The organism is Paenibacillus sp. FSL R10-2199 (assembly GCF_038000235.1).
GTDB lineage: Bacteria > Bacillota > Bacilli > Paenibacillales > Paenibacillaceae > Paenibacillus_AQ > Paenibacillus_AQ phytohabitans.
In genome coordinates this window covers 4,581,178-4,593,404 of sequence record NZ_JBBOBO010000001.1, presented here as the reverse complement: position 1 = coordinate 4,593,404, position 12,227 = coordinate 4,581,178, and the positions used below count along the sequence as shown (strand labels likewise).

The window sequence follows — 12,227 nt, the reverse complement described above, 5'->3', positions numbered from 1 at the left end:
ATCTTAGAGCTGCACCTCCCGTTTCTGTAGGAATTTAACCTGAATGACCGTAATGATCAGAATAATCAGGAACAGGACCATAGCCAGCGCCGTGCCGAACCCTTGTCTCAGCTCCCCGAAGCCTACTTTGTAGATAATATAAGTTAATGTCTCTGTCTCAAAGCCCGGGCCGCCGTCGGTCATTACGGCAATCTGGTCAAATATCTTCAGTGCGCTGATCATGGAAAGCACCATGCACACAGTCATCGAACCCGCAAGCAGAGGGAACGTAATATGCCGGAACTGCTGCCAGCCTCCTGCGCCGTCAATGCTGGCCGCTTCATTAAGCTCCTGCGGAATGCCCTGCAGTCCGGCCAGATAGATGATCATATAATAGCCCGCGCCTTTCCAGACCGTTGACAGGATAATCGACAGCATAGCGTATTTCGGATTGCCCAGCCAGTCGACGATATAGTCGCCCAAACCGACGGAGGTCAGGATCTGATTAAACACGCCGAAGTTGTAATTCAGAATCATTGCCCAGACAAAGCCCATGACGATCCCGCTGAGCAGGGTCGGGAAATAGAAGATGCTTCTGAATAAATTGCGGAACCAGCGTACCTTGTCGACCATTAAGGCCATGGCGATTGCAGCAATGTTCTCAAGCAGTACTAGCGTAATTGTCATAACCAAAGTGTTCTTCAAGGCGTTCTGCACCCGCGGACTCTGGAAGATCTCGACGAAATTGGCGAATCCGATATACCGGATATCGCTGCTGATCCCGTCCCACGATGTGAAGCTTAGGTAGACGCTGCCTGCTGTAGGGACTATGACAAACAGTGTGTATAAAAGGAATGACGGCAGGATGAACAACAGCGCGTAGGACTGCCATTTTTTCTTTTTTTTGCCAGGCTTCTCTGCGTCTATGAAAGACTTGTCTGTATTAACGATGGATGTAGCCATGGTTCCTCTCCCCTCCCTGGGACGCGCTTGTCTAGATAAGAGGAACCTCTGCCGGAGCAGAGGTTCCCTTCCGGCGCTTTTATTTACAGCGAATTGGCTTTGACCTGATTGTCATATTCGGTATCGGCCTTCTTCATATATTCAGTTACGTCAGCATCGTTCACCACCATATCCTGGAGCAGCTTATAGTACCAGTTGCGGAATTGCGGAGGAATCAGGTTATCGCCCCACCAGTTATTGATGGCCAGTGACTTGGTGACACTCGTGTCGGCAATAAGATCCAGTGCAACCTGCATTTGCTCACTTGTCTCATAGGTAACTTTCTCTTTGGTGGAAGGAATGGCATTGATCGAAGCCAGGTAGACCGAGTATTGCTCCGGTGCAAAGAAGAAGCGGATAAAGTCTTTGATCGCTGCCGTTTTGTCGGCATCCTTGGCCGCATCAACGGATAACGACCAGCCGGCCGGTGACGGCAGACCGATGACATTCACTTTACCTTGGCGGTCCGGGATCGCGTAGAAGCCGAATTCGAAGCCTGGATCAGCTTCAGCAATCTGGGTAAACATCCAGGTGCCGGAATACAGCTGTGCAGCTTTGCCGGATACAAGGATCGACGCGGTCTGATTATCTGCGGTGCTCAGCCAGCCTTTGTCCACATAGTTCTTGAACAGCTCTTTGAAATCAGTCATGCCCTGGACTACATCAGGATCTGCGAAGCTGACGGTCTTGGCCGTACGTTTGGAGTTCCAGTCCGGGTCTTTGCTGTAGACATCGTCGATCAAGAATTTATTGACCCAGAAGCCCATATGGAAAATATCCTTGCCGCCTACTACCAGCGGGGAGATACCTGTAGCTTTCAATTTTTCCTGGATGGCAATGAACTCGTCATAGGTTTGGGGAAGCTCGGTGATCCCGGCGTCAGCGTAAGCTTTTTTGCTGTAAATGATCCCTTGCGGTGCATTGACCTGCATGGGAGCGTTCCATACTTTGCCGTCCACCTGCGGTGGCGATTCGAACAGCTCCAGCAGATCGGCTGGAAGCTCGACAATTTTGCCCGCATCCGCGAATACCTGGGTGTCACGCATTTCCACCAGATCCGGGAATTCTCCAACAGCATCCTTCGTCTTCAGCCAATCCAGATAAGCAGCCGATGAGGTTTCACTTAGGTCTTTGATGGTGACGTTAGGATTCGCTTCCATGAATTTCTTAACGGTATCAGCAATGGCTTTCTTGGTCGCCGGGTCACCCGACGCATAACCGATGGTGAAGCTGACATCCTTCTTCGCAGCATCAGTAGCTGCAGTATTTCCTGCCGGAGCCCCGGTTGCCGCTGCGTTGCCGCCACTGGCATTGTTATTGTTATTTCCGCCGCATGCGGTAAGTACAGTGGTTGCTGCGAGCAGCATGACGGATAATTTCGTAATGGTGTTCTTCATATCTTTAGTAACCTCCCCTTGGGTATACAGCCCGGAAACTGCCGGCCCGATGTGCGCATCATCGTCCGTAAGCGTTTCCTTATGCTCCAAGAATAGCATTCAGCCTTCACGGTTAGAATGAACTAATTTAAGAGGGATGTGCGGTAAATTTAAGAAGATTCTCCTGAGCAGAAAAAAACGAAGGTCCAGGAGACCTCCGTTCTTGCACGGGCTATAGTGTAATGTCACTGCCAGTATTCCTGTACCTGCCTGTCGTATTCAGTATCGGCCCGTTTCATATATTCTAGTACATCCCCGTCCTTAACAACCATTTCCTGCAGCAGCTTGTAGAACCAGTTACGGAACTGCGGAGGAATCAGGTTATCTCCCCACCAATTGTTGATCATCAGGGATTTGGTAACGGCCGGATCGGCCATCAGATCAAGCACCACCTGCATCTGTTCACCGGCCTCCCGCCTGAATTCCTGCCTGGTCGAAGGAACCGAATCGATCCGGCTCAGAAATGCGGCATAAGGCTCCGGTGAGAAAAAGAACCGAATGAAGTCTTCGATCGCCTGCTTTTTGAGCGGCTCCTGCGCCGCCTGGGCAGACAGCGACCAGCCGGAGGGCGACTGCAGGCCGACCACATTCAGCTTCCCTCTACGGTCCGGCACAGCATAGAAGCCGAATTCGAAGCCGGGGTCGGCTTCCTGGATTTGTGAGAACATCCAGGAGCCGGAGAACAGCTGGGCTGCCTTGCCGGATACCAGAATAGACGCCGTCTGGTTATCCCCTGTGCTTAGCCAGCCTTTATCGACATCGCTTCTGAACAGCTGTTTGAAATCAGTCATGGCCTGGACTACATTGTCATCGGTGAAGCTAACCTCACCGGCCGTCCGCTTCGCGTTCCAGCCGGGATCAGCGGCATATACATCATCAATCAGAAATTTATTAACCCAGAAGCCCATATGAAAAATATCCTTGCCGCCTACAACGAGCGGAGTGATCCCGCTTGCCCGCAGTCTGTTCTGGATCTCCAGAAATTCATCGTAGGTTGCCGGAAGCGTCTTAATGCCTGCCTCGGCATACGCTTTCTTACTATAAATAATACCCTGCGGGGCAGCGACAAACAGCGGGGCATTCCATACCTTGCCGCCGATCCGCGGCGGCTGATCGAACAATTCCGCCAGCTCATCGGGGAGCGGAACAATCTTCTCCGCATCGGCGAAGGCCTCGGTATCCCTCATCTCTACCAGATCGGGGAACTCGCCCACGGCATCCTTAACCTTCAGCCAATCCATATAGGCAGAGGAGCTTGTCTCACTGACATCCTGGACGACTATGTCCGGATTCGCCTGCATGAAGGCCTTAATGGTATCCTCAATAGCCTGCTTCGTCGCCGGATCACCGGAGGCATAACCTATAGTAAAGCTTATTTTACCTCCCCCGGATGCTGTATCCGGGCGGCTCCCCTGATCAGCCGCATGATTCCCTCCGATTCCGCCTGATCCGGTTTTGCCTCCACAGCCGGACAGGATCAGCGCGGCCGCAAGCGGCACTATTGTTATTTTCATACATGATATCCTCGGCATTTGCACCACCTGTGTCCTCCTCATTCAGTGATAACCGGGAACGTCAGCGTAATGGAGGTCCCGACATGCTCTCTGCTGTTCACAGACAGGCCATACGCCTCCCCGAAGCTGGAGCGGATGCGCTCATGCACATTTTTCATGCCGACATTCTTGCTTGGAGCCTCCGGGTCTTTCAGAATCTTATTAATGCGGGACAGAGTCTCCCTGCTCATCCCCACGCCATCATCATATATCGTAATCGCCAGCACCTGCTCTCTCCGTTCGACCGTAATGCCGACGGTTCCTTTTCCCTGCAGGCGCAGTCCATGCTGAACCGCATTCTCCACCATCGGCTGCAGAGACAGCTTCAGGATAGGCCAGTCCAGATTAACATCCGGGGCAATATCCAGATGCAGCTCGAAGCGGTTCTCATACCGTACAGAAATAATATAGAAGTAATTCTGCAGATGGGCGAGCTCGCTGGCAAGGCTTACGCGGTCTTCCCCGTAATCGATGACATACTTCAGCTCATTGGATAACGCCAGAATCATATCCGCCACCTCGCCCGCTTCCTTATCCACGGCGTTCATCCGGATCACCTCAAGGGTGTTGTACAGGTAATGGGGCCGGATCTGGCTCTTCAGTGCATTCAGCTCGGTCTGCTTCTGCTTGATCTGGGCCACATAGGCCTCATCAATGTAGACCTGCAGCCGTTCCACCATCCGGTTGAACCCGTGGGCCAGCCTGCCCATCTCATCATTGCTGTTCACGGAGAGCTGGATATCCAGCTTGCCCGACTCCACCACGGCCATCTGCCGGATCAGCTCCCGGATGGGAGCCGCGAGACGTCTGGAGAACCAGGCCCCCATTACAATCATTACAAAAGCACACATGCCAATGGCGATATACACCGTTGCCCGCGCCGACAGCAGCTGTTCGAACAGGTTGCCGCGGTGGATTTTGGCGATGACCTGGCCATTCAAAAAAGGGATGGACTCACTGAGTACAATCATCTCATTGTTAGTTTGATCAGCAGCTCTAGCCCCCGCCGCACCGGCTGGCTGGTTGCTGAAATACGTCCGCCCCTCCCCGTCAAGCAGGTACAGCTCATCCTTCTCCCCGAGACTCAGCTCACGGAAGAACTGCTGGAATAACGAGGTATCGATATCCAGAAAAAGCGTTCCGACTACTTTGGGCTCTTTGGTCACCCGTCCGGAGGTATCAATCAGGCTGCGCCCGATCGTGAACACCTGGCGGTCTGAGCCATAGAAGTAACTGTCCTGATGGGTCGGGAAAATAGCCACCTTCGCAGGGTCACCTGCCATGGCGGACAGCCACTCCGCATTCGGAACCGTCTCCATGTTCAGCGACCGGTTGCCACGCTCCTGAACATACAACTTACCATCAGACTGGCGGATAAACTGGACACTGGAAATATAAGAATCACTGAACAGAACGGTCTTCAGGAAGGATTCTATCGGAATGGTGTTGATCTGCTCCAGCTCATTCACATTCTGTGTCTGATTCTGCGAATAGCTCTCAATGAACCCTTCATAACGCCCTGTATACATTAATTTGGATACTTCATTATACTGATTGAACGCTGAATTCAGATTATAGCTCATATAGAGTACCATTTGCTGCAGATTGCTGGTGGTATACCGCTCCACATAACCCGAGAAGGTCTGTACGGAGAAGAAACTCAGCGCAAAGAGCGGAATCAGCCCGACCAGCAGGAAGGATGCAGAAAATTTAACAAAAATACTCTTCGGTCCCCGTCCCCAGAACGGCACGGGCCATCGTCTTTTCACTCTATGATCTCCCTCCAATCCGCTTAGTTCCTGACCGATTGTTTGTATTCCTGCGGCAGCTTGCCGAATTGCTTCTTGAACATGTCGCTGAAATGCCGCGCATTGTTGTAGCCGACCCGGTCGGCAATCTCGTAGACCATCAGGTCACTCTGCAGCAGCAGCCGCTGGGCATGACCCATCCGCACTTCGGTAACATAATTCTTGAAGTTCTGGCCGGTATGCTTCTTGAAGAAGCTGCTGAAATAATAGGGATTCATATACACCATGGCGGCTATGGACTCCAGCGTAATATTCTCGGCATAATGCTCCTCCACATAGGTTTTCACCTGCGCGAGCTGCGGCATTTCCTTGCCGGAGATCCGGCAGCTCAGCTGCTCGGACATTTTGGACAGGACCGCTTCAAATTCCTGCTGCAGTGCGCCGAAGGTCGGGGCATCCGCCAGCTTTTCAAGCAGCGGCTTCTCTCCCTGATTCAACAGCCCCGCATCCGCGCCGAAATCAGCCATATCTTGTTCAAGCTGGATCACGGCATTATACACATAGGACACCGCCTGGTTCCGGCTATCTCCAGAGAGCAGACGCACGGTCTCCAGCAGCTCGCCGGTTAACGCCGTTAGCCGCTCCTTGTCGAGTGATTTGAGCGCTTCCGGCAGGCTGCTCTGGATGGCAGCAAGTGTAGATACAGGTATAGCAGTCTCCATTGGTTCGGCGGGATAGGGAATCACCCGGTTCAATCCGGCAAAATATCTGAATCTTAGCGCTTTCAACGCTGACTGGTAGGAATCCGCCGCCTCTTCAATACCGCTGGCCGGGCGGCCGATGCCTATTGAGACCTGCAGCTTCAGAAAGCTGTTGATTTTGTGATGCAGATCCTCCATTACTTGCTGCGGTTCATTCAGATGCTCATGCTGAAGCAGCACCCCGAAACGCTCTCCTTTGCGGAACACATACCCGTTGCCCCTGCCGTCCACCGTCTCCTTGATGATGTTCAACAAGGCGAATTCCACCAGCTTGCGTTCCCGTTCCTCCCAGCGAGAAGGCTGGCCGCCGTATTCATCCGTCTCGATGACACATACGCTGGCATAGCGGGTAATCGCCGTGTTGCCCATCCGGGCAAGCGTAGCTGCCGCAGCCTTATTGCCGTCGGTCAGCTGCTCCAGCTGCTCCTCAACCGTAACAGACAGGTTCTTCCGCTCATAGGATTTGAGCATTTCCTTGTTGCGCTCTTCTTCGGATTCCTGGCGGATCACCGTTACTGCGCGGATCACTACCTGCTCCAGCTGTCCCGTATTCACCGGCTTGACCAGATAATCCAGCGCCCCGTATTGTACCGCTTGCTGGGCATAACTAAATTCCTGATAGGCGCTGATAAAGACCACTTTGATCGGACGACCGGAATGATGAATTTCACGGATAATATCGATACCCGAATAACCCGGCATACTGATATCACTGATAATGAGATCGGGATGACAGCTGTCGATCATCGCCTTCAGCTCTATCCCGTCACATGCTTCCCCTACTATATTAAGCCCGAGGCTCTCCCAGGCTATGAGCTTCTTCAGCCCGCGCAGAATAACCGGCTCGTCATCCGCAAGCAGCACCCGTATGGTTCTGTTCATTGCTGCACCTCCGCATGGTTGTCATTGATATATTATTACAGGATTGCGGCTGTTTCAGTCTATAGTCGTTATTGAAGAGATTCATCCAATTATACTGTATCACGATAACCCCGGCGGCCGGGTGAAGCTTTTTAAGAGGAAAGCGCAGTTTTTTAAGAATATTGCCGCTTGGGTCTACGGCATTCAGGCTGAGAGAGAACAAATAAAAGAAAACAGCAGCAGTCATACAAGAGGGGAACCTCCATAGGCGGCCGGGCAGCAGGAGAGCAGTATGACTGTCAGCGGCAAAAGCGGGGGTACTGTGCGGAGAGTAACGGCTTATCTGATCAAGCACTGCGGCAAGCATTTCGCCGGGGAACAGCTTGCTTCACAGCTGAATATGAATTGCAGCTACCTGTCGGCCGCGTTCAAGCAGGCCACCGGACAGACGATTATTGAGACCCATACCAAGCTCCGGATGAACAAGGCTATCGAGCTGATGCGGACGAGCTTGTACAATGTATCTGAGATCAGTGAAACGCTTGGCTACCCCAACCCTTACTACTTCAGCCGCGTGTTCAAAAAAGTGCTCGGTGAATCCCCCTCCTCCTATATGAAGCATCTGTACCGCACCTGAGCATGGGCGAAGCTGGGAACACCGGCCGGACTCATGGTACAATACCAGAAATGACCTGCTATGCAGGGCAGGTGAACATGAGACTCTTATATAATCCTTGAAAAGTTGGTGACCTGCTTGATCTACCTCATTAAATTCGCATACAGCTTTGTTCTGCCTCCGGGAATTTTTGTGATCCTGCTGCTGGGGATGGTGGTCTGGCTGTGGAAAAGCAGCCGCCGGCCGGCGGTCGTACTGCTCGCAGTGAGCCTGCTGCTCTATCTGTCGATGACCTCTGTGGTCAGTGACCTGCTGATCGGCAGTCTGGAACGGCAATATACGCAGCCTTCTGCAGTAGAAGGTGATGTTATTGTTATCCTCGGCGGAGGCGCTACCTCCGGCACTCCGGATCTGGACGGGCAGGGCAATATGTCCGGTCCGGCGGCGAACCGGCTGCTGGCTGCCGCCCGGCTGTACCGGCAGACCGGACTGCCGGTTATTTTCTCCGGCGGCCAGGTGTATGCGGACAGCGGCAATGAAGCCGATATCGCCCGGCGGCAGCTGATCGGACTCGGCATCCCGGCAGAAGACATCCTGCCGGAGAACCGCTCGCTTAACACCGAGCAGAATGCGGTCAACACCGCTGCACTTATGCAGGAACACGGGTTTAGCCGTCCGGTGCTGGTCACCTCAGCCTTCCACATGCCGCGCAGCATGGTGCAATTTGAGCACGCGGGACTAACGCCGCAGCCCTTCCCGGTGGATTACCTGGCCAGCCGGCCCATGTCACTCTATTTCAACAAATTCACTCCCTCTGCCGGGGCCGTCTCCACCACCGGACTGGCGCTGAAGGAGTATCTGGGGCTAATGGCAGCGAAGCTGTTGCCTTAACTGCTCTAGCTGCAAGTAGTATCTGTGGTATCTGCACTATATTACATACATCCTTAGTGAAAGCGAGGAATGCCTGTGAATCAACACGAAGAAATATTGACCGGCGGAAATGTGAATCACATTGTCCGTAAGGCGGACACCGTCCGCCGTCCCACAGGGGATTGGAGTCCCAATGTCCATGCACTGCTGCGGCATCTGGAGAAGCAGAACTTCGGGGGAGCGCCACGTTTTCTCGGAATCGATGACGCCGGGCGTGAAATACTGAGCTATATTCCAGGAGAAGTCCCAGGCAATGCTTACCCTGAACTTAAGCCATATATGTGGTCTGGTGAGACACTTGCAGATGTAGCACGCCTGTTACGTCATTACCATGATGCGACTGAAGGATTCAACCCGCAACCAGAGGGAAGCTGGCAGCTCAGCTATGCCGATACCAGTGCGCATGAAGTGATCTGCCATAATGACGCTGCCCTGTACAATGTGGTTTTTCAGAATGATGCTCCAGTGGCATTGATTGATTTCGACATGGCCGGACCCGGTCCGCGGATGTGGGATATTGCCTATTCCATCTACACATCAGTTCCGCTGGCCAGCTTCGCACCTGACTACTCGTCAGGGTCCACTGCAGCTTACCAAACCCATTTACATGCATCAGACCGGCGCCAGCGGATACAGTTATTTTTTGAGGCTTATGGGATTCCCGTCCCTAAGGATCTGCATACGTGGATCATTGAGCGTTTGACTGTCATGTGCGACACGCTCAAGAATGGGGCCGCGAGCGGCAATCCTGCTTTTATGAAAATGGTTGATGAGGGGCATCTGGCACACTATGAGCGTGAAATCCAGTTTATAACCGGTCACTACGCAGAATGGAGTTAGCCGAAACCGCCAAATAAGCCGGAATCCCTAGACCTCCAGGAATTCCGGCTTCTTGTTCTACTGCTATTCTTTAATCAGATCCGTAAATACAGCTGACACCACATCTGCCAGCAGCTTAGGCTCAAGCTCCATCTGCATGCCGACGCGGCCTGCACTGACGGCGATGGTCTGCAACCCCTCCGCGCTGCTGTGTATGAACGTAGGATACAGCTTCTTCATGCCAACAGGCGAACATCCGCCGCGCACATAACCTGTCCACTTCAGCAGCTCCTTAAGCGGGAGCATCTCGATCTTCTTCGCTCCGGCGGCTTTGGCCGCTTTCTTGAGATCAAGCTCTTCAGCCACCGGAATAACAAATACATAGGGCTGCGGCCCGCTGTGTGATACCAGTGTCTTAAACACAGTCTCCGCCGGGAGGCCAATCTTCTCAGCAACAGCACTCCCGTGAATCTGGCCATCCTCATTATCATAAGTATGAAGGGTGTATCCGGCCTTTTTTGCATCTAGCATACGGATGGCATTGGTTTTGTTCACTTGCATGTCCCTGCTACCTCCAACCACTCTCCGGCGCGCCGGAGCTTTCTTCTGCCCTGCTATACTCTACCCTGCAAGACCTGCCTCCAAGGCTAATCCCGCGGGTAATTCACCTGCATAATATCCATGAACGGAACCTTGATAATTTCTTCGTTATATCGCAGATGTACCTTGCCGGTACGCGAATCCATCTCCACAATCACTCCGCGAACCTGTTCTTCCTTCCCCCAGACCGTCAGCAGAATCTCGGAATCCTCCTGTTTCGCCTCGACCAGCTGATTGCCCAGCTCTTCCAGCACGAATTCGTCGCGGGTTGGACGTTTTGCTACTTTTGCCTTCGCCACACTATGCCTCCAGTAAGCCATTACAAATTTATGATACTTCCGGGTGTAAATGCTCCCATATATTATAACACGACCTTTACCCCAGGTTTACAAAATAATACCGGTCTCTGCAGCCAATTTTCGCTATCCCCCGGATACTGCACTTTATTCTTTATTCAAAAGCGCTGCCCCCGCGATCCCGGGATGGGTCATTTCATACGGATCGAGGATCAGATTAAGCTCTTCCTCGCTAAGCACATTGTATTTCAGGCATAAAGCGCGCACGGATTCGCCGGTCAGAATCGCTTCTCTGGCAATACGCGACACCACTTCATAGCCCAGGTGCGGGTTCACCGCAGTAATGATGCCGACGCTCTGCTCGACTTCCCGCTGCAGCTTCTCCTTATTGGCCACGATGCCCGCCAGGCAGTAGTCCGTGAACACCTTGAAGGAATTGTTCATAATGCTGATCGACTGGATCAGATTGAATACCAGCACCGGCTCCATAACGTTCAGCTCGAGTTGGCCTGCCTGGGCGGCGAGACAGATCGTATGATCATTGCCGATGACCTGAAAAGCGACCTGATTGATTACCTCGGCCATCACCGGATTTACCTTGCCGGGCATGATGGAAGATCCGGGCTGGCGGGCCGGAAGCGTTATTTCATTAAAGCCGGAGCGCGGACCGGAGGCCATCAGCCGCAGGTCATTGGCGATTTTGGACATGTTCATCATGCAGACCTTCAGCGCTGCCGAAACCTCGGTGTAGGCATCGGTATTCTGCGTAGCATCCACCAGATGCTCAGCACTGACCAGCGGCAATCCGCTGATTTCAGCCAGGAGTTCTACCACCCGCGCGATATAACGCGGCTCCGCATTCAGTCCGGTGCCGACCGCCGTCGCCCCCATGTTCACCTGATAGAGATGATGCCGCGTATGCTCGATCCGCTGAATATCACGCTCCAGCACGCGGCTGTACGCCTCGAATTCCTGGCCCAGACGGATCGGCACCGCATCCTGAAGATGGGTCCGTCCCATTTTGATAACCGGATCGAATTCTGCCGCCTTCAGCACAAATACGCCATGCATGCTCCGCATAGTCACCAGCAGCTGCTCCAGCAGAGAGAGCGTGGCAATATGAATCGCCGTCGGAAAAGCATCGTTCGTGGACTGTGCCATATTCACATGCGTGTTGGGACTAAGCTGCAGATAATCGCCTTTGGCCCGGCCCAGCAGCTCCAGCGCGCGGTTCGCAATCACTTCATTCGCATTCATATTCAGCGAGGTGCCGGCGCCGCCTTGAATCGGGTCTACGATGAACTGGTCATGCCACTTCCCGGCAATCACCTCTTCCGCCGCCGCAACGATAACATCACCCAATCCTTTGTAGAGTCTGCCGATTTCCATATTGGCCAGTGCCGCAGATTTCTTGACAATGCCCATAGCTTTAATCAGCTCCTGATGCACCCGGTATCCGGTTATCGGGAAATTCTCTACTGCACGCAGCGTCTGTATCCCGTAGTAGGCGTGTTTCTCCACCTGTTTGCTCCCTAAGAAATCCTTCTCCAGCCGGTACTCTATCTCTGTCATAATGCTCCCCCCATGTCCTGTAGTCGATCATCGGCTTTCCCAATAGTTATCTTA

At 53.0% G+C, this 12,227-nt stretch carries 11 protein-coding genes; 3 read left to right on the top strand and 8 right to left on the bottom strand.

Annotated elements, in window-relative coordinates; translation table 11 throughout:
• Positions 1–3 precede the first annotated feature (3 nt).
• From NYE33_RS19980 to NYE33_RS19960, 5 genes are all read right to left on the bottom strand, one after another.
• The gene (locus tag NYE33_RS19980) at positions 4–942 is read right to left on the bottom strand and encodes a carbohydrate ABC transporter permease (RefSeq protein WP_341067142.1); all 939 of its coding nucleotides are present in this window, start codon (positions 940–942) and stop codon (positions 4–6) included.
• 83 nt (positions 943–1,025) lie between these two features.
• A complete protein-coding gene (locus NYE33_RS19975) occupies positions 1,026–2,378 on the bottom strand; it encodes an ABC transporter substrate-binding protein (protein WP_042141276.1) in 1,353 nt (450 codons plus the stop codon).
• A gap of 224 nt (positions 2,379–2,602) precedes the next feature.
• The gene (locus tag NYE33_RS19970) at positions 2,603–3,931 is read right to left on the bottom strand and encodes an ABC transporter substrate-binding protein (protein ID WP_256703984.1); all 1,329 of its coding nucleotides are present in this window, start codon (positions 3,929–3,931) and stop codon (positions 2,603–2,605) included.
• Between the two features lie 38 nt (positions 3,932–3,969).
• Complete coding sequence (locus NYE33_RS19965) at positions 3,970–5,739, bottom strand: cache domain-containing sensor histidine kinase (protein ID WP_231575156.1); 1,770 nt, start codon at positions 5,737–5,739, stop codon at positions 3,970–3,972.
• Between the two features lie 23 nt (positions 5,740–5,762).
• The gene (locus NYE33_RS19960) at positions 5,763–7,361 is read right to left on the bottom strand and encodes a response regulator (RefSeq protein WP_042138034.1); all 1,599 of its coding nucleotides are present in this window, start codon (positions 7,359–7,361) and stop codon (positions 5,763–5,765) included.
• A 271-nt stretch (positions 7,362–7,632) separates the two neighbouring features.
• Between NYE33_RS19960 and NYE33_RS19955 the strand changes: the two genes are divergently transcribed.
• From NYE33_RS19955 to NYE33_RS19945, 3 genes are all read left to right on the top strand, one after another.
• Complete coding sequence (locus tag NYE33_RS19955) at positions 7,633–7,977, top strand: helix-turn-helix domain-containing protein (RefSeq protein WP_336099944.1); 345 nt, start codon at positions 7,633–7,635, stop codon at positions 7,975–7,977.
• Positions 7,978–8,094: 117 nt separating this feature from the next.
• Positions 8,095–8,847, top strand: coding sequence for a YdcF family protein (locus NYE33_RS19950; protein ID WP_336099943.1), 753 nt, complete (start codon positions 8,095–8,097; stop codon positions 8,845–8,847).
• Positions 8,848–8,922: 75 nt separating this feature from the next.
• Entirely contained in the window at positions 8,923–9,726 is an 804-nt protein-coding gene (locus NYE33_RS19945) for an aminoglycoside phosphotransferase family protein (RefSeq protein ID WP_144026164.1), read from the top strand.
• A gap of 63 nt (positions 9,727–9,789) precedes the next feature.
• Here the strand turns inward: NYE33_RS19945 and ybaK are convergent, their stop codons facing one another.
• The 3 genes from ybaK to aspA all read right to left on the bottom strand — a co-directional run bounded on the left by ybaK (position 9,790) and on the right by aspA (position 12,173).
• On the bottom strand, positions 9,790–10,266 hold the full coding sequence (ybaK, locus tag NYE33_RS19940) for a Cys-tRNA(Pro) deacylase (RefSeq protein ID WP_336099940.1): 477 nt from the start codon (positions 10,264–10,266) through the stop codon (positions 9,790–9,792).
• An 86-nt stretch (positions 10,267–10,352) separates the two neighbouring features.
• A complete protein-coding gene (locus NYE33_RS19935) occupies positions 10,353–10,604 on the bottom strand; it encodes a YolD-like family protein (protein WP_039294685.1) in 252 nt (83 codons plus the stop codon).
• Positions 10,605–10,748: 144 nt separating this feature from the next.
• Positions 10,749–12,173, bottom strand: a complete 1,425-nt coding sequence (aspA, locus tag NYE33_RS19930; protein WP_341067134.1) for an aspartate ammonia-lyase — start codon at positions 12,171–12,173, stop codon at positions 10,749–10,751.
• Positions 12,174–12,227 lie beyond the last annotated feature (54 nt).

Excerpts from the sequence above, each read along its gene's own strand:
- NYE33_RS19980 (WP_341067142.1), bottom strand. The coding sequence starts at position 942 with ATGGCTACATCCATCGTTAATACAGACAAGTCTTTCATAGACGCAGAG.
- NYE33_RS19975 (WP_042141276.1), bottom strand. The coding sequence starts at position 2,378 with ATGAAGAACACCATTACGAAATTATCCGTCATGCTGCTCGCAGCAACC.
- NYE33_RS19970 (WP_256703984.1), bottom strand. The coding sequence starts at position 3,931 with ATGAAAATAACAATAGTGCCGCTTGCGGCCGCGCTGATCCTGTCCGGC.
- NYE33_RS19960 (WP_042138034.1), bottom strand. The coding sequence starts at position 7,361 with ATGAACAGAACCATACGGGTGCTGCTTGCGGATGACGAGCCGGTTATT.
- NYE33_RS19955 (WP_336099944.1), top strand. The coding sequence starts at position 7,633 with ATGACTGTCAGCGGCAAAAGCGGGGGTACTGTGCGGAGAGTAACGGCT.
- ybaK (WP_336099940.1), bottom strand. The coding sequence starts at position 10,266 with ATGCAAGTGAACAAAACCAATGCCATCCGTATGCTAGATGCAAAAAAG.
- aspA (WP_341067134.1), bottom strand. The coding sequence starts at position 12,173 with ATGACAGAGATAGAGTACCGGCTGGAGAAGGATTTCTTAGGGAGCAAA.